The following is a 17,394-nucleotide window of genomic DNA, read 5'->3' as shown; positions in this document are numbered from 1 at the left end:
ACGAAGACACAAAGAAGTCGAACGAAAGCGCACCCATGAGAGACCTGTACGCTCACAGCATTGCGCTGATCCGCGCGCATCAGTCGGACGGCGGCGCGTATGTCGCTAGCCCGACGTTCGCAACCTACAACTACTGCTGGTTCCGCGACGGCACGTATATCGCCTACGCCATGGACCTGGTGGGCCAGCACGCCAGCGCGCGGCGCTTCTACGACTGGGCGGCCGCCATGGTGGCGCGGCGCGCCGACGCAGTGGAGCGCGCGATCGTCGCGGCGCCGCAAGGCCAGCCCGCGCCGGCGGATCTACTCGACACGCGCTACACGCTCGACGGCGCGGTGGGCGACGATGACTGGCCGAACTTTCAGCTCGACGGCTTTGGCACGCTGCTGTGGGGCATGCGCCAGCACCTGGCGCTCGGCGACGCCGCGCTGCCCGAGCACTGGCGCACGGCCGCCGACTTGCTGGCGCGCTACCTCGGCGCGCTGTGGCGCCTGCCCTGCTACGACTGCTGGGAAGAGTTCGGCGACAAAGTACACACGGCCACGCTCGCCGCGCTGTACGGCGGGCTGAACGCGGCTGCCGCGCTGCTCGACGAGCCGCGCCACGCCCAGGCCGCGGCGGAGATCAAGCAGTTCGTGCTGAGCAGCTGCGTGAACGGCACCAGCCTCAGCAAGTTCGTCGGCAGCACGATGGTGGACGCCAGCCTCGTGCACGTAGCAACGCCGTACCGGCTGCTCGAGCCGGAGGACCCGCTGATGCGCGCCACGATCGCGCGGATCGAGGCCGAGCTGCGGCGCAACGACGGCGGTGTGCATCGCTATGCCGACGATAGCTACTACGGCGGCGGCGAGTGGCTGCTGCTGACCGCCTACCTCGGCTGGTATTATGTCGAGTGTGGCGCGACGGCACGCGCGCGCGAGCTGCTGGACTGGGTTGAGCGCAACGCCAGCAGCGCCGGCGACATGCCCGAGCAGGTAGCGGCGAACCTAAACCACCCCGAGATGCTGGCGGCGTGGAACGCGCGCTGGGGAACAAGCGCCAGCCCGCTGCTGTGGTCGCACGCGGCCTACCTGACGCTGCACAGCCTGCTGCACAGCCAATGAGACGCCGGCCGCACGCAATCGCGCTGGCGCTGCTGCTGCTGGGGCTGGCGGGATGCAGCGTAGGTGGCGTGGGGGCGCCGCCCACGCCTGCGCCGCCAGCCGCCACGAGCGCGCCGGCCACGCGCACGGTTACACCCGGCCAGCTGATCGACGCAATCAGCACCGACCGCGCGGCCTACCCGCCGGGCACGCCGGTGCGGATCGACGTGGCGCTGCACAATCGCAGCGGCGCGCCGTTCAGCGGCCGGGTCGCGCTGAGCTTCGAGCACCTGGGGCTGCCGGCCGCGCCGCAGCAGTCGCAGCCGGTCGCGCAGCTCGCGCCGGGCGCAACCGCCACGCTCAGCTTCAGCTGGCAGCCGCCGACCGCCGACTTCAGCGGCTACCGCGTGGCGGCGGCGGCGCTCGTTGGCGACACGCCGCTCGACCAGGCCGCCAGCGCGGTAGACGTGTCGAGCGACTGGCGCCGCTTCCCGCGCTACGGCTTCCTGAGCCGTTTCGGCGCGGAAGTCGACGCTGCCGCGACGATCGACGCGCTGAACCGCTACCACCTCAACGCGCTGCAGTTCTACGACTGGCAGTGGCAGCACCACCGGCCCTACTCGCCCGCAGCCAGCTGGCCCGACATCGCCGGCCGCAGCACGGCGCGCGCCAGCGTGGCGGCGCTGATCGAGCAGGCCCACCGCCGCGGCATGCTGGCGCTGAACTACAACCTGGCGTTTGGCGCCTACGACAGCTACTGGCGCGACGGCAGCGGGGTGAAAACCGAGTGGGGCCTGTTCAAGCAGGGCGGCGGCGGCTACACCCCAGCCCAGCAAGACTTCCACCCGCTGCCGGCAAGCTGGGCCACCAGCAAACTGTTTCTGTTCGACCCATCGAACCGCGAGTGGCAGCAGTACATCTTCGGCCAGGAGCGCCAGGTATTCGCGCACTTCGCATTCGACGGCTGGCATATCGACACGCTCGGCAAGCGCGGGCTGCTGTGGAACTGGGATCAGCAGGTCGTCGACATGCCCGACGCATATGTGGCGTTTGTGAACCAGGCTCGCGCCGCGCTGGGCACGCGCGTCGTGTTCAACAGCGTCGGTGGCTACGGCCAGAACCAGATCGCCGACGGCGCAAACGTCGACGTGATCTACTCGGAGCTGTGGGAGAGCGACGGCATCAGCACCTACCGGGATATTGTGGGCCTGGTGGAGCAGGCCCGCGCGCACACCGACAAAGCGGTGGTGCTGCCGGCGTATATGAACAAAGCCTACGCCGAGCAGAGCAGCGGCGGCACGCGCTTTTTCCGCGAGCCGTCGGTGCGGCTCGCCGACGCGGCGATCTTCGCCGCCGGGGCCGCGCACCTCGAGCTAGGCGACGGCGAGGGCATGCTTTCGAAAGAGTATTTCCCGAGCCAGCCGCTGGTGATGAGCGACACGCTCAGATCGGCCATGCGCGACGGCTACGACTTCCTGGTGGCCTACGAGAACCTGCTGCGCGACGGCGCGCGCCCGGCCGCAATTCGCGTGGCGATCGACGGCCAGCCAACCAGCGACGACGGCCGCGCCGGCACGATCTGGGCGCTCCCGCGCGCCACGCCTGCCGCCGCCATCGTACACCTGATCAACCTGAAGAGCAATCGCCTGAGCCTGTGGCGCGACGCCGGCGCGATCTACCCCGCGCCCGCCACGCTGGCAGACCTGAGCGTCACGCTGCGTGTGCCCACACCTCCAGGCCCCGGCGCGCGGCTGTGGTACGCCACGCCCGACGCCAACCACGGCGCCGCGACCGCGCTCGACTACAGCAGCGGCAGCGACGCGCAGGGGCCGTTCATCCGGTTTACGCTGCCGCGCCTGCACTACTGGGATATGATCTGGCTCGAACAGCGCTAAAGGAACAACGCAATGGCACCTCACGCACAGTTCAATTCCCAGGAATTCGACGTGACGCAGTACAGGCGCGCCCTATCGCGCCCGTACGCCTTCGACGCACCGAGCTGGAAAGCGGGTTTGAACCATGACTAACGCACACATCGTCGATGTAGCGCCCGACCGCGCCAGCTACCGGCCCGGCGAGCCTGCGCGCGTGCTCGTGACGATCGCGGCGGCCGAAAGCGCCGCGCCGGCGCGGATCTCGCTCGAGCTGACGCACCTCGACCGCACGATTGCCCGGCTGGAGCAGGACGTGGCGCTGGCGGCCGGCACCGTGACACAGGTGGCGTTCGCGCTGGCGCTGCCGCCCGACACCCCGCGCGGCTACGGCCTCGACGCCGCACTGCTCGACGCGGCGGGCCTGCCGGCCGCGCGCGGCAGCGGCGCACTCGACGTGCTCGACCGTTGGGCGCAGGCCCCGCGCTATGGCTTTCTCTCGGATTTCAGCCCGGGCCAGCACGATGTTGCCGAGCGCTGCGACTCGCTGCTGCGCAACCACCTCAACGTGGTGCAGTTCTACGACTGGATGTGGCGGCACTACGTGCTGCTGCCGCCGGCCGATCAGGTCGACCCGGCCGACGGCGGCTTCACCGACGCGCTGGGGCGCCGGCTCTCGCTGGCGACTGTGCGCGCGGCCATCGCCGCAGTGCAGGCGCGCGGCGCCGCAGCGCTGGCCTATGGCGCGGTATATGGCGCCGAGCCCGAGTACGCCGACGCGCACCCCGAGCTAGCGCTGTTCGACGACCACGGCCAGCGCGTCAGCCTGGCCGGGCTGTTCTATATCATGAACATCGCGCCCGAATCGCCCTGGGTTCCGGCGATCGTGGCCGAGTTCGCCCGCTGCGTGAGCGAGCTCGGCTTCGACGGCATCCACCTCGACCAGTACGGCTTCCCCAAAACCGCCACCGACGCCAGCGGCGCGCCGGCCGATCTGTCCGAGCATTTCCCGCCGCTGATCGACGCCGCGCGCGCCGCCGTGGTGGAGGCCCGGCCGAGCGCCGGTGTGATCTTCAACGCTGTCGGCAACTGGCCGATCGAGACGGTAGCCGCGACCACGCAAGACGCAGTGTATATCGAGGTGTGGCCGCCCGACGTAAGCTACAACGACCTGCGCCGGCTCGTGCGCGCTGCGCGGCAGCTGGGCCGAAACAAGCCGGTGATCCTGGCGGCGTACCTGTCGCCATTCCTCGACTGCGCGCCCGAGCATATCGCCGAAGCCGAGGCGGCCGCGCTGCTGGCCACCGCCGTGATCGCCGCCGTGGGCGGCTCGCACCTGCTGCTGGGCGAGCGCGACGGCATTCTCTGCGACCCGTACTACCCCAAGTATGCCACGCTGCGGCCAGGGTTCGTGCCGCGTATGCACGCCTACTACGACTTCGTGGTGCGCTACGAGGAGTGGCTGAGCGACGGCGCGCTGAGCGACTGGGACGGCGCCGACGTAATGCTCGACGGCGCGCCGGCTGCGGCCGAAGCCACGCCCGGCCGCGTCTGGGCGATCGCGCGGCGCCGGCCGGGCTACCGTGTCGTGCACCTGGTCAACCTGAGCGACCAGGACACAACCGATTGGAACGCACTGCGCACGCCGCCGGCGCCGCGCGGGCCGCTGGTGCTATGCCTGGGCGGCGTGCCGCCGCTGCGGGCGCTGCTGCTGCTCACGCCCGACGCCGAGCATGGCCGGCCGATCGCGCTGGAATTTCAGCAGTTGGGCGCCAAGATCGAGGCCACTATCGCCGAGCTGGCGGTGTGGGCGGTGGTGGTGTGCGTTCTGCACAGCCAGAGCTGAGGCGTGGCTCGATTCGCGGCGTTTGATCGAGGGAGTTCGGGTGCGGCAAAGCCGCACCCGAACTTTTTTTGCGGTGTCCTGCCCGGCTTCGCCGGGCAGGACACCGCAACAAGAAAGCGATCAAGCGGAGCTGGCATGATCTGCGCCGGCGCGAGTACGAGCGCCGCTCATACTATTGCAATTTTTCGATTACAAACCGTCAACTCCCGGGCCTATACAGCGCATACACATTGTACTATGCTTATTGGCAAGGCATCCGCGCTATTTCGCGCCAATGCCTGATTCTATCTGTGGCTGCGCGGCACCTCGGCGGCCTCGGATGCGCGCCCGCTACAGCATGAATACGCCTTTAGCAATAAGGAAGCTACGATAACCAGCCGTGAAGCTCTTGTTTCGCAAGATATGGCGAGTTAGCATATACTAACTACTGAGCAGAATGCTTCTTGCAGCCTCACGACGCGTGATCGACTCACGGCACATTCGCGGCAAGCAGCGGTACCCCCATACGATCGCCAGTGCGTACCGTTCGCCGCAGATGAACGATCGGCGCCTCCCATTACATTACAATACTTTTCACTGAAACGGAGCGCCAATGGCGCACATTCTGATCTTCGACGACTCCTCTGCCGAGTGCGCGACGCTCGCAACAGCGCTGCGCCAACAGGGCCACCAGGTTGAGCTCACGCCTGGCCCAAGCACGCAGCACAGGCCGGCCGGCGCGCACCTGAACGCCTGGGGCGCCTACCTGCTGGCGCTGGGCGCGCCTGTGCTGCTTCTGCTGGTGCAGCTTGGCACCGGGTTTATCGCCGGCGACGCGCCGGCTATGGTGCTGTTTGTCCTGCCGATCATTCTGTGCGCCTACGCCGGCGGCTTTGGCCCGGGCCTGCTCGCGACGATCGCGACCGCGTTGGGCGTCAACTATTTTCTGCTCGCCCCGCACTACAGCCTGGCGATCGGCTCGTCGCTGCAGATCGTCCAGTGGCTCGGGCTGATCGCGGCCGGGCTGCTGGTGAGCGTGCTGAGCGAGGCGCTGCAGCGCGCGCGTAGCCACGCCGAGGCCAGCCAGCAGCTGCACGCAGTGACGCTCGCCAGCATTAGCGACGGCGTGATCGCCACCGACGCGGCCGGCGTAGTCACGTTTGTCAACGCCGAAGCCGCCCGCCTCACCGGCTGGAACCACAACGCGGCCGGCCAGGCGCTTGGCACACTGCTACAGCTGGCCGACGAGCACACACACGCGCCCGCCGAGGACCCGGCCGCGTCGGTGCTGCGCACCGGTGCTGCGCTCACACGCTCAAACCACCTGCTGCTGGCGCGCGACGGCCGTGAGCTGCCGATCGACACCAGCGGCGCACCAATCAGAGACACCGCCGGCAAGCTGCTGGGCGCCGTGCTGGTACTGCGCGACCGCAGCGACCAGGCCAGTGCCGAAGCCGCCCTGCGCGCCAGCGAGCAGCGCTTCCGCAACCTGGCCGAAAACTCGCCGGATATCATCTATATCATCGATCTTACGCTGTTCCGGGCGACCTACCTTAACCAGCCCGATCTGCTCGGCTACACGCTCGCCGAGCTGCAAGAGCCAGGCTCGATCATGCACGCTGTGCATCCCGACGACGCGGTGGCGCTGGCGGTACACTGGCAGCGGCTGCTCAACGACGAAGAAACCGAGCCGATCGAATACCGGCTGAAGCGCAAGGATGGCCAGTGGGAATGGCTGCACAGCCGCGAGAAGGTGATCGCGCGCGACCCGGCCGGCCGCCCGACCGAGCTGCTGCTGACGCTCAGTATCATCGGCGAGCGCCGGCGCATGCAAGAGCAGCTTGCCACCGAGCGCTACTGGCTGCGCACGCTGATCGACAACCTGCCCGACCTGATCTTTTTGAAGGATACCCACAGCCGCTTTGTGATCGCCAACCAGGCCACCGCTGCGTTTATGGGCGTTGCCACGCCCGCCGCGCTGAGCGGCAAGAGCGACTTCGACTTCTACCCCAAGCATCTGGCAGCACAGTACTACGCGATCGAGCAGCAGATCATCACATCCGGCCAGCCGCTGACAGGCTGGGAAAAACCGCAGCTCGACCTGGCGGGCAAGCCGTACTGGCTGATGACAACCAAGCTGCCGCTGCGCGATAGCCAGAACCAGACGATCGGCCTGATCGGCATCGAGCGCGATATTACCGCGCGCAAGCAGGCCGAGCTGCAGGCCAGTGCCCACGCGGCGCACCTGCAGCTCCTGGCCGACGCTGCCCGCTCCTTCGCCGAGGCCGGCACTGAATATCAGGACGTGCTCGACCAGGTGGTACGCGCCACCGCCCGGCTGCTGCGCGCGAGCTGCGCGCTGCGCATGCTCTCGGGCGACGGCAAGACGCTGCGCCTGGCTGCGCTGCACGATGCCGGCCCAGCCCCGCACAACCTGGCGCCGGGCGCGTGGGGCGATACCGAGCTACGCGCCGACGACCAGCCGCTCCTGCGCGACCTGCTGCATACATCGCAGCCCGTGCTGATCGCGCAGCCCGACCAGGCGAGTATGCGCGCCGTGTCGGCCGGGTGCGAGGCGCCGGATGAGCAGCTGCATACGCACAGCATGATCGTCGCGCCGCTGCTGCTGCGCGGCCAGCTGATCGGCCTACTGTACATGTCGCGCCAGCGACTCGATCTGGCGGCATACAGCGACGACGACCTGCGGCTGGCCCGCGACCTGGCCGACCGCGCGGCGCTGGCGATCGGCAACGCACAGCTGTTCGATCAGGCGCGGCGCGAGCTAGAGCGCCGCCAGGATGCGGAACGGGCGCTGCGCGAGAGCGAGCAGCAGTATCGCAAAGTCATCGAGGCGATCGCCGATGGCATGTTTGTGGCCCAGGACCAGCGCTTTGTCTTCGCTAACCGGGTGCTGCCGGCCATGCTCGGCTACCAGTACGACGAATTCATCTACCGGCCGTTTGGCGACGTAGTAGCGCCCGAGTTTCTGGCGCTGTGGAACGAGCGCTTCGCACAGCGCATCGGCAATGGCCCGGAGCCAGCGCAGCACTACGAGGCGCGCTTTCTGCGCCAGGGCGGCGAGCCGCTCTGGGTCGAGGTGCGCGCCAGCCGCATGCAGTTCGGCAACCGCCCAGCCGTCTTGGGCTTGATCCGCGATATCACCGAGCGCAAGCAGGCCGAGGCCCAGATCCGCCAGCTGAACAGCGAGCTCGAGCGGCGCGTGGCCGAGCGCACCGCCGACCTGGCGCGCGCCAATGCCAGCCTCCAGGCCGAGATCGCCGAGCGCACCACGCTGGCCGAACAGATTCGCGAGCACGCGCGCTATGCCACCGCCCTGGCCGAGCTCTCGCAGGCGCTGGCCGAATCCGGCACCGAGCTGCAGCCACTGTTCGATACGCTCGCGCAGCATATCTCCAACCTCATCGGCGACGCCTGCATCGTGACGCTGCTCACCGACGACGGGCAGTGGCTCAATAAAGTCGCGATGTATCACTCCAACCCCGACGGCACCGCGTTTATTCGCCAGCTCCTGGCTACGGCGCCCTACCCGGTGAAAAACGGAATGGCTTCGCAGGTTGTGAGAACCGGCGAGGCGCTGCTGCTCGCGACGCTGCCGCCCGAGCAGATCCGCGATCAGGTGCAGCTGCTCTACCAGCCATACCTCGATCGCTTTGGGATCGCAAGCCTGCTGATCGTGCCGCTGCGGGCGCGCGGGCGCATCCTCGGCACCCTCGGCGTCTCGCGCGATCTGCCCGGCCTGCCCTACACCCACGCCGACCAGGCCTTCCTGCAAGACCTCGCCGACCGCGCCGGCCTCGCCATCGAGAATGCGCGCCTGTTTCACGCCACCCAAACCGCCCACGCCGAGGCCGACCGCGCCAACCGCGCCAAGAGCGAGTTCCTCGCCAGTATGTCGCACGAGCTGCGCACGCCGCTCAACGCCATCCTCGGCTTCACCGGCACCCTGCTCATGCGCCTGCCCGGCCCGCTCACCGCCGACCAGGAGCGCCAGCTCACCACCATCAAGACCAGCGCCCGCCACCTGCTCGCGCTGATCAACGATATTCTCGACCTCGCCAAAATCGAGGCCGGCAAGGTCACGCTCACGCGCGAGCCGGTGCTGTGCCAGGCGGTGCTGGAAGAGCTCGCCGCCAGCCTGCGCCCGCTGGCCGAGCAGAAAGGCCTGGCCTTCCGGCTGGAGCTGCCCGCCGCGCCGCTCACGCTGATCAGCGACCGGCGCGCGCTCAGCCAGATCGTGCTCAACCTCGTCGGCAATGCGATCAAGTTCACCGACACCGGCGAGGTGCAGGTGCGGCTGGAGCGGCGGGAGACCGACGCCGGGGCGCTGCAGGTGTGCATCGCCGTGCGCGACACCGGCATCGGCATCCGGCCCGAGGACCAGGCACGGCTGTTCCAGGCGTTCGAGCGGATCGCGCCGCCGAGCGGCAGCAGCTGGCGCGAGGGCACGGGGCTGGGGCTGCGGCTGGCGCACAAGCTCGCCGAGCTGCTCGGCGGCAACATCACCCTCGAAAGCGCGCCCGGCGTCGGCAGCACCTTCACGCTCACCCTCATGGGCGAAGCTCAAGAATGATATGGAGGAGACAATGACTAACGACATCGTGACACGCAACAATATACACACCTTCGGCAGCGGCACACAGCCGATCATGTTCGCGCACGGCTTCGGCTGCGCCCAGCCGATCTGGCGGCTGGTGGCACCAGCGTTTGCCGACAGCCACCAGGTTGTGTTATTCGACTATGTTGGCGCTGGCCGATCCGATCGCAGCGCCTTCTCGGCCACGCGCTACGCCACGCTGGCGGGCTACGCGCAGGATGTCGTCGACATCTGCACCGCGCTCGACCTGCGCGAGATCGTTTTCGTCGGCCACTCGGTCAGCGGCATGATCGGCCTGCTCGCATCGCTGCGCATGCCCGAGCGCTTCGCGAACCTGATCCTTATTGGCTCGTCGCCACGGTATATCAATGATCCGCCCGATTACTACGGCGGGTTCGAGCGCGAAGATATCGAGGGCCTGCTCGACCTGATGGAGAAAAACTATCGGGGCTGGGCCAGCTACCTCGCGCCGCTGGTGATGAAAAACGCCGACCGCCCCGAGCTGGCGCGCGAGCTTGAAGAAAGCTTCCACGCGACCGAGCCGACGATCGCGCGCCATTTCGCCGAGGCGACTTTCTTTACCGACAACCGCCAAGATCTGCCGCACGTCGCGGTTCGCTCGCTGCTGCTGCAGTGCCGCGACGATATGATTGTGCCGCAGCAGGTGGCCGAATACCTGCGCGACCACATTCCCGCCAGCACTCTCTGCGAGCTGCACGCCACCGGCCATTATCCGCACGTGAGCCACGCTGCGGAGGTGATTCGGCAGCTCAACCAATTCTTGAGGTAGAGCCATGCTGCCTTCGCCGCATTTGCTGCCAAGGTACAACCTATGAGCGCCCTACTGGAAAACGCGCCGTGCGGTTTCTTAACCGTGGACGAAAACGGCATGATCGTGTATCTGAACACGACATTATGTGTTATGCTCGGGTATACGCCAGCTGAGCTCCAGGGGCAGCATATCAACACAATTTTGCCGGCCGGCGGCCGCATTTTCTACCAGACGTACCTGCTACCGATGCTCAAGTTGGCCGGGGCGTTAGAAGAGGTATATGTGCGACTGCGCGCCAAAGACGCCGCCGATACGCCGGTGCTGCTGAACGCACTGCGCCGCGAGCGCGAGCGCGCCATGCTTACCGACTATGTTGTGGTGTCGATGCGCCAGCGGCGCCAGTTCGAAGACGACCTGGCGCGCGCGTGGAAGATAGCCGAAGAAGCGAACCACGCCGAGGCCGAGGCCCGCGCCGAGGCCGACCGCGCCAACCGCGCCAAGAGCGAGTTCCTCGCCAGTATGTCGCACGAGCTGCGCACGCCGCTCAACACGATCCTCGGCTTCACTGGCACCCTGCTCATGCGCCTGCCTGGCCCGCTCACCGCCGACCAGGATCGCCAGCTCACCATTATCAAGACTAGCGCCCGCCACCTGCTCGCGCTGATCAATGATATTCTCGACCTCGCCAAGATCGAGGCCGGCAAGGTCACGCTCACGCGCGAGCCGGTGCTGTGCCAGGCGGTGCTGGAAGAGCTCGCCGCCAGCCTGCGCCCGCTGGCCGAGCAGAAAGGCCTGGCCTTCCGGCTGGAGCTGCCCGCCGCGCCGCTCACGCTGATCAGCGACCGGCGCGCGCTCAGCCAGATCGTGCTCAACCTCGTCGGCAATGCGATCAAGTTCACCGACACCGGCGAGGTGCAGGTGCGGCTGGAGCGGCGGGAGACCGATGCCGGGGCGCCGCAGGTGTGCATCGCCGTGCGCGACACCGGCATCGGCATCCGGCCCGAAGACCAGGCACGGCTGTTCCAGGCGTTCGAGCAGGTTGCGCCGCCGAGCGGCGGCGGCTGGCGCGAGGGCACGGGGCTGGGGCTGCGGCTGGCGCACAAGCTCGCCGAGCTGCTCGGCGGCAGCATCGCCCTCGAAAGCGCGCCCGGCGTCGGCAGCACCTTTACACTCACGCTGCCGCTGGAATACCATGAAGAAAACGAGCATCAATAACCCGGAAATCATTGGGAGCACGATCATGCCAGGCGCCAAGAACGCGATTATAGCCTACGACAGCGACGACATAGTGATCGGCTGGAGCGCCGGCGCTCAGCTGCTGCTGGGCTATACGCCCAGCGAGATCATTGGCCAGCCGATCGCGCGGCTGATCGCGCCCGGTCAGCCGGCGCCCGACCTGCGGCGAGCGCGCGGCGCGGCGCCGTCGCTCATCTACGGCACCTTGCTGCACAAAGGCGGCTGGGGCATCGCCATGGCGCTGGCGCTTTCGCCAATTGTCGGCAGCGACGGCGAAGTGGCCGGCGCCAGCGTCGTGCTCCATCCGGCTGGCGCAGAGCAGCTGCCCGCGCGCCAGAGCCGGGCGCACGCCGCTGCGGCCACAGGCGCCAGGCAGTTTGTCGACCCATTCGATATTGAGCTTATATTGGCCGTGGCGCCGCACGGCGCGCTGGTGATCGACGCCGATGGCGTTGTCCGGCAGATCAATCACCTGGCCGAGCTGCTGTTTGGCTACAGCGCCGCCGAGCTGCTCGGCCGCAGCGTCGATATCCTCCTGCCGGCCTTGCTGCGCGGCCGGCACCAGCACCACCGCCAGGCATTCATAGCGACATCCCAGCGCCGGCATATGGATGTGCAGAAGCAATTCGACGCACAGCGCAAAGATGGTGGTATATTTACAGTGCAGATCGGAATTATGCCTCTGGACACGCCAAACGGTATGGTCATGCTCACCAGTGTGGTCGACGTCACCAATCTGAAGCAGATCGAGCAGACGCTGCGCGAGCACGAGCAATTCAACCAGGTGGTGCTCAACTCAGTGCTGGCGCACGTGGCGGTGCTCGACCGCCAGGGCACGATTCTGGCAGTGAACGAAGCGTGGCGAAACTTCGCCCACGCAAACCGCGTGCCCGGTAGCGATCAGGCAAAAGATATCGATGTCGGCGCGAACTACCTGGCGATCTGCCGCGTCAGCGGCGACGCCGGCAGCAGGGAGGCCGCCGACGCATACGCCGGCATTAGCGCCGTGCTGAAAGGCGAGCAGAGCAGCTTTACGCTCGAATACCCCTGCCACTCGCCCGACATGGAGCGCTGGTTCTCGATGACCGCCACGCCGCTGGCGACGCCGCAGGGCGGGGCGGTGGTGGCGCACACCGACATCACCGAGCGCAAGCGCGCCGATCTGGACATCACGGCAGAGATCGAGCGGCGGCGCGCGATCGAGGAATCGCTGCAGCGCGCGAACCGCGACCTGGCGCGATCCGAGCAAGAATTCCGCTCGCTGGCCGAGCACGCGCTGCTCGGCATTATTCGCGCCACGCCAAGCGGCAAGATCGTGTACGTCAACGCAGCGCTGGTGCACATGCTTGGCTACGATGCCGAGGCCGAGCTGATGAGCCAGACAACCATTCAGCTATACCAGAATCCGCAGGTTCGCGAAAAGGTGCTGAGGCTGATACAGCACGACGGCAGCATCTCGAACTACGAGCTTGAGCTCAAGACGCGCGACGGCACGCCCAAAACAATGCTTGTGAGCACCACGCGCACCAAAGAGCTGCTCTCGGGCATGATGATCGACATCACCGAGCGCAAGCGCGCCGAAGCGGCGCTGCGCGAAAGCGAAGAGCGCTTCCGCGCGACCTTCGAGCAGGCCGCCGTTGGGCTGGCGCACGTGGCGCCCAACGGCCAGTGGCTGCGCGTCAACCAGCGGCTGTGCACAATCGTCGGCTATACCCACGAAGAAATGCTCGCCCTGCGCTTTCAAGATATCACCTACCCCGACGACTTGCAGCCCGACCTGACGCTGGCCAGCGCGGTGCTGCGCGGCGAGATCGAGACCTACTCGCTCGAAAAGCGCTACATCCATAAAAGCGGCGCGCTGATCTGGATCAACCTGACGGTATCGCTCCAGCGCGACGAGACCGGCGCGCAGTATTTCATCAGCGTGGTGGAAGATATCACCGCGCGCAAACGCATCGAAGCCCGCGCCCAGGCCCAGGCCGCGCGCCTGCAGGTGCTCGCCGAGGTATCGCGCGCGCTGGCCGAGGCTACCAGCGATTACCAGGCCACCCTCGACCTGGTGGCGCGCAAAACGTGCCTCTCGCTCGGCGATATATGCGCGATCCGGTTGTACTCCGACGACGGCAAGCTGGCCCAGCTTGCCAGCGCATATGCCGCCGACCCGGCCAAGCTCACCTTACTGCCATCCACGATGGATGTGGCCGTGCTATCGGCCAGCGCGCCAGTGCGCAGCGTGCTCGAAAGCGGCAAGCAGGTATTCATCCCAGTGGTCGACGCCAGCGACGACGATCTCGACAGCTGGCCGATCATCAACCAGGGCGGCCTGCACTCGATTATACTGGTGCCTATGCGCTACCAGAGCCGCGTGCTCGGCGCCATGCTGGTGGCGCGCTATAGCCCTGAGCAGCCGCCCTTCGACGAAGACGACCTCCAGCAGGCCCAAGACCTGGCCGACCGCGCCGCGCTGGCGATCATCAACGCGCGCCTGTTCGTGCAGGTGCAGCGCGAGCTGGCCGAACGTGCCCGCGCCGAGGACGAGATCCGCCAGCTGAATAGCGTGCTCGAGCGGCGCGTGGCCGAGCGCACCGCCAGCCTCCAGGCCGAGATCGCCGAGCGCGCCGCGCTGGCCGAGCAGATCCGCACGCTGGCCGAGCAGGCCACCGCCCTGGCCGAGCTCTCGCAGGCACTGGCCGAGGTCGGCAGCGAGCTGCAGCCGCTGTTCGACACGCTCGCGCGCCACGTCTGGTGGCTCATGGGCGATACTGCCACCGTCGCGGTGCTCTCGGAAGATCGCCAGCAGCTTCAGACCCGCGCCGTGCACCACGGCAACGCTGAAATGCGGGCGCTGCTCCAGGATCTGTTCACCGCTACCGCCTACCCGGTGAGCCAGGGGTTGGCTGGCCACGTGGCATACACCGGTACGCCGCTGCTGATCTCAAACATGACGCCATCCGAGGCGCGCGCGCAGATCCGGCCGGAGTTTCATGCCTACCTTGAGAAATGCAATATCGCCAGCATGCTGATCGTGCCGCTGCGGGCGCGCGGGCGCATCCTCGGCACCCTCGGCGTCTCGCGCGATCTGCCCGGCCTGCCCTACACCCGCGCCGACCAGGCCTTCCTGCAAGACCTCGCCGACCGCGCCGGCCTCGCCATCGAGAATGCGCGCCTGTTTCACGCCGCCAAGGCGGCCCGCGCCGAGGCCGACCGTGCCAACCGCGCCAAGAGCGAGTTCCTCGCCAGTATGTCGCACGAGCTGCGCACGCCGCTCAACGCCATCCTCGGCTTCACCGGCACCCTGCTCATGCGCCTGCCCGGCCCGCTCACCGCCGACCAGGAGCGCCAGCTCACCACCATCAAGACCAGCGCCCGCCACCTGCTCGCGCTGATCAACGATATTCTCGACCTCGCCAAGATCGAGGCCGGCAAGGTCACGCTCACGCGCGAGCCGGTGCTGTGCCAGGCGGTGCTGGAAGAGCTCGCCGCCAGCCTGCGCCCGCTGGCCGAGCAGAAAGGCCTGGCCTTCCGGCTGGAGCTGCCCGCCGCGCCGCTCACGCTGATCAGCGACCGGCGCGCGCTCAGCCAGATCGTGCTCAACCTCGTCGGCAATGCGATCAAGTTCACCGACACCGGCGAGGTGCAGGTGCGGCTGGAGCGGCGGGAGACCGACGCCGGGGCGCTGCAGGTGTGCATCGCCGTGCGCGACACCGGCATCGGCATTCGGCCCGAGGACCAGGCACGGCTGTTCCAGGCGTTCGAGCAGGTTGCGCCGCCGAGCGGCAGCAGCTGGCGCGAGGGCACGGGGCTGGGGCTGCGGCTGGCGCACAAGCTCGCCGAGCTGCTCGGCGGCAGCATCGCCCTCGAAAGCGCGCCCGGCGTCGGCAGCACCTTCACGCTGATACTACCGGAGCAGCAGCAATGACGCAGATACTGGTGATCGAAGACAACCCGGCCAACCTCGAGCTTATGGTCTACCTACTCACGGCCTTTGGCTACGAGCCGCTCAGCGCGACCGAAGGCGAAAGCGGCCTGGCGCTGATTCGCCAGACGCGCCCCAGCCTGATCCTCTGCGACGTGCAGCTGCCGGGCATCGACGGCTACGCGATCGCGCAGCAGCTGAAGAGCAGCGCCGATCTGAGCACAATCCCGCTGGTGGCCGTCACCGCGCTGGCCATGGTGGGCGACCGCGACCATATTCTAGCGTCAGGCTTCGACGGGTATATCTCGAAACCAATCATTCCCGAAACATTCATCAACCAGGTAGAGGCATTCCTGACGCCCGAGCTGCGCGCCTTGCAAGCGCCACAGGCTGCCGAGATCACCAGCCCCGCGCCGCCCGGGCCGCCGGTAGCCCACCGCGCCACCATCCTGTCGGTCGACGACTTCGCGCCGAACCAGGAGCTGCTCAAAAGCATCCTCGAGCCCTTCGGCTACGCGGTGCTGTGCGTGCAGAGCGTGGCCGAGGCGATTAGCCTCGCCCAAACACAGCAGCCGGAGCTGGTGATGTCGGATCTGCACATGCCCGGGCAAAGCGGCTACGACCTCATTCGCGAGTTCAAAGCCGACCCGGTGCTGCGCGATATCAAGATCATCATTCATTCGGCGACGATCCGATCCGACCAACATCGCCTTGACGTACTCGAGATGGGTGCGACGAAGTTTATCACTCGGCCGATCGACCCGCAGGTTATACTCAACGAGATAGCCGCCTGCATCAATGACCAACCGGAGCGACAAGATGGCGAAGATCCTAGTGCTTGACGACCACGCACCCAACCGCGAATTCCTGATCACGCTACTTGGCTATGTCGGCCATACCATGATCGAGGCAGCCACGGCCGAAGAAGCGCTGGTAACACTTCACTGCGAACACCCCGACCTGGTGATCGCCGATGTGCTGATGCCCGCCGTCGACGGCTTCGAGTTTGTGCGGCGGCTGCGCGCCGACCCGCTGATCGCCCACACGCGGGTGATCTTCTACACCGCCGCCTACCTTGAGTCCGAGGCTCGCGCGCTGGCCGAGGCCTGCGGCGTGCTGCACCTGCTCACCAAGCCGACCGAGCCGCAGCAGATCATCGAAACCGTACAGGCGGTGCTCGGCATGGCCGCGCAGGCGCCGCCGCCGCCGCCGGCACACGAGTTCGACCGCAGCCACCAGCGCCTGCTGCTCGACAAACTGGCGCAAAAAGTCGACGAGCTCGAGTCGCTGAACACCGAGCTTGAGGAGCGCGTGGCATCGCGCACCGCCGAGCTCGCCGACGCCAACACGCGCCTGAGCGAGCTGGTGGCGGTGAAAGACAACCTGCTGGCGATCACCTCGCACGACCTGCGCTCGCCGCTGGGCGCGATCATGAACACCGCCGAGCTGCTGCTGCACGACTCCGAGCTGTCGGACGAGGCCCGCCAGCGCTTCACCCACAACATCTACAGCTCGGCGCAGTTCTTGATCGACATGGTCAACAAATTGCTCGATCTGTCGCGGCTCGATGCCGGCAAAGTCGAGCTCGACCCCACGCTGCTACTCGTCAGCGATATTGCGCGGCAGTCGCTCAGCAGCCTGCAGGTGAGCGCCCAGGCCAAAACGATCGCGACCGACCTGGTGGTGCTGCCAGGCGAGCAGCCGGTGTACGCCGACGGCATGAAGCTGCTGCAGATCGCCAACAATCTGCTGAGCAACGCGATCAAGTTCACGCCGCGCGGCGGGCAGGTGGTGGTGACGATCGGCCCCGAGCCCGAGGGCATGCGCATGGAGGTGGCCGACAATGGCATTGGCATCCCGCGTGACACATTGCCGCACCTGTTCGAGAAGTTTCGCCAGATCCACACGCGCGGCACCGCCGACGAGCGTGGCACCGGGCTGGGCCTGGCGATCGTGCGCCAGCTCACCAGGCTGCACGGCGGCTCGATCGAGGTGCGCAGCGACACGCACCAGGGCACGACGTTCGTGGTGCGCCTGCCCTACCACAATGGCGCGGTGCCGCCCGGAGCGGTGTAGT

The 17,394-nt window shown here is 67.3% G+C and carries 9 protein-coding genes; all 9 read left to right on the top strand.

The features are described 5' to 3' along the window. The first annotated feature begins 35 nt into the window (after positions 1 to 35). The 9 genes from U0177_RS10990 (at position 36) to U0177_RS10950 (ending at position 17,393) form a co-directional block, all read left to right on the top strand. Complete coding sequence (locus U0177_RS10990; protein ID WP_409570671.1) at positions 36 to 1,103, top strand: glycoside hydrolase family 15 protein; 1,068 nt, start codon at positions 36 to 38, stop codon at positions 1,101 to 1,103. Further along, entirely contained in the window at positions 1,100 to 2,977 is a 1,878-nt protein-coding gene (locus U0177_RS10985; RefSeq protein WP_409570670.1) for a glycoside hydrolase family 66 protein, read from the top strand. The genes U0177_RS10990 and U0177_RS10985 overlap by 4 nt, the downstream gene beginning before the upstream one ends. 124 nt (positions 2,978 to 3,101) lie before the next feature. Next, positions 3,102 to 4,799: a glycoside hydrolase family 66 protein gene (locus U0177_RS10980; protein ID WP_409570669.1), complete on the top strand. Its 1,698-nt coding sequence runs from the start codon at positions 3,102 to 3,104 to the stop codon at positions 4,797 to 4,799. 592 nt (positions 4,800 to 5,391) lie between these two features. Further along, positions 5,392 to 9,369 carry a PAS domain S-box protein gene (locus U0177_RS10975; protein WP_409570668.1) on the top strand — a complete coding sequence of 1,326 codons (3,978 nt, stop codon included), beginning with the start codon at positions 5,392 to 5,394 and terminating at the stop codon, positions 9,367 to 9,369. Between the two features lie 13 nt (positions 9,370 to 9,382). Further along, entirely contained in the window at positions 9,383 to 10,183 is an 801-nt protein-coding gene (locus U0177_RS10970; protein WP_409570667.1) for an alpha/beta fold hydrolase, read from the top strand. 42 nt (positions 10,184 to 10,225) lie between these two features. After that, entirely contained in the window at positions 10,226 to 11,380 is a 1,155-nt protein-coding gene (locus U0177_RS10965; RefSeq protein ID WP_409570666.1) for a PAS domain-containing sensor histidine kinase, read from the top strand. Next, positions 11,358 to 15,320, top strand: a complete 3,963-nt coding sequence (locus U0177_RS10960) for a PAS domain S-box protein (protein ID WP_409570665.1) — start codon at positions 11,358 to 11,360, stop codon at positions 15,318 to 15,320. The genes U0177_RS10965 and U0177_RS10960 overlap by 23 nt, the downstream gene beginning before the upstream one ends. Continuing rightward, positions 15,317 to 16,159 carry a response regulator gene (locus U0177_RS10955; protein WP_409570664.1) on the top strand — a complete coding sequence of 281 codons (843 nt, stop codon included), beginning with the start codon at positions 15,317 to 15,319 and terminating at the stop codon, positions 16,157 to 16,159. Before U0177_RS10960 ends, U0177_RS10955 begins: the two co-directional genes overlap by 4 nt. Beyond that, the gene (locus U0177_RS10950; RefSeq protein ID WP_409570663.1) at positions 16,137 to 17,393 is read left to right on the top strand and encodes an ATP-binding protein; all 1,257 of its coding nucleotides are present in this window, start codon (positions 16,137 to 16,139) and stop codon (positions 17,391 to 17,393) included. Before U0177_RS10955 ends, U0177_RS10950 begins: the two co-directional genes overlap by 23 nt. The last annotated feature ends 1 nt before the right edge of the window (position 17,394 follow it).

It is taken from the genome of Kouleothrix sp. (genome assembly GCF_046328425.1).
Lineage (GTDB): Bacteria > Chloroflexota > Chloroflexia > Chloroflexales > Roseiflexaceae > Kouleothrix.
This window is presented reverse-complemented; position numbering and strand designations above follow the sequence as displayed.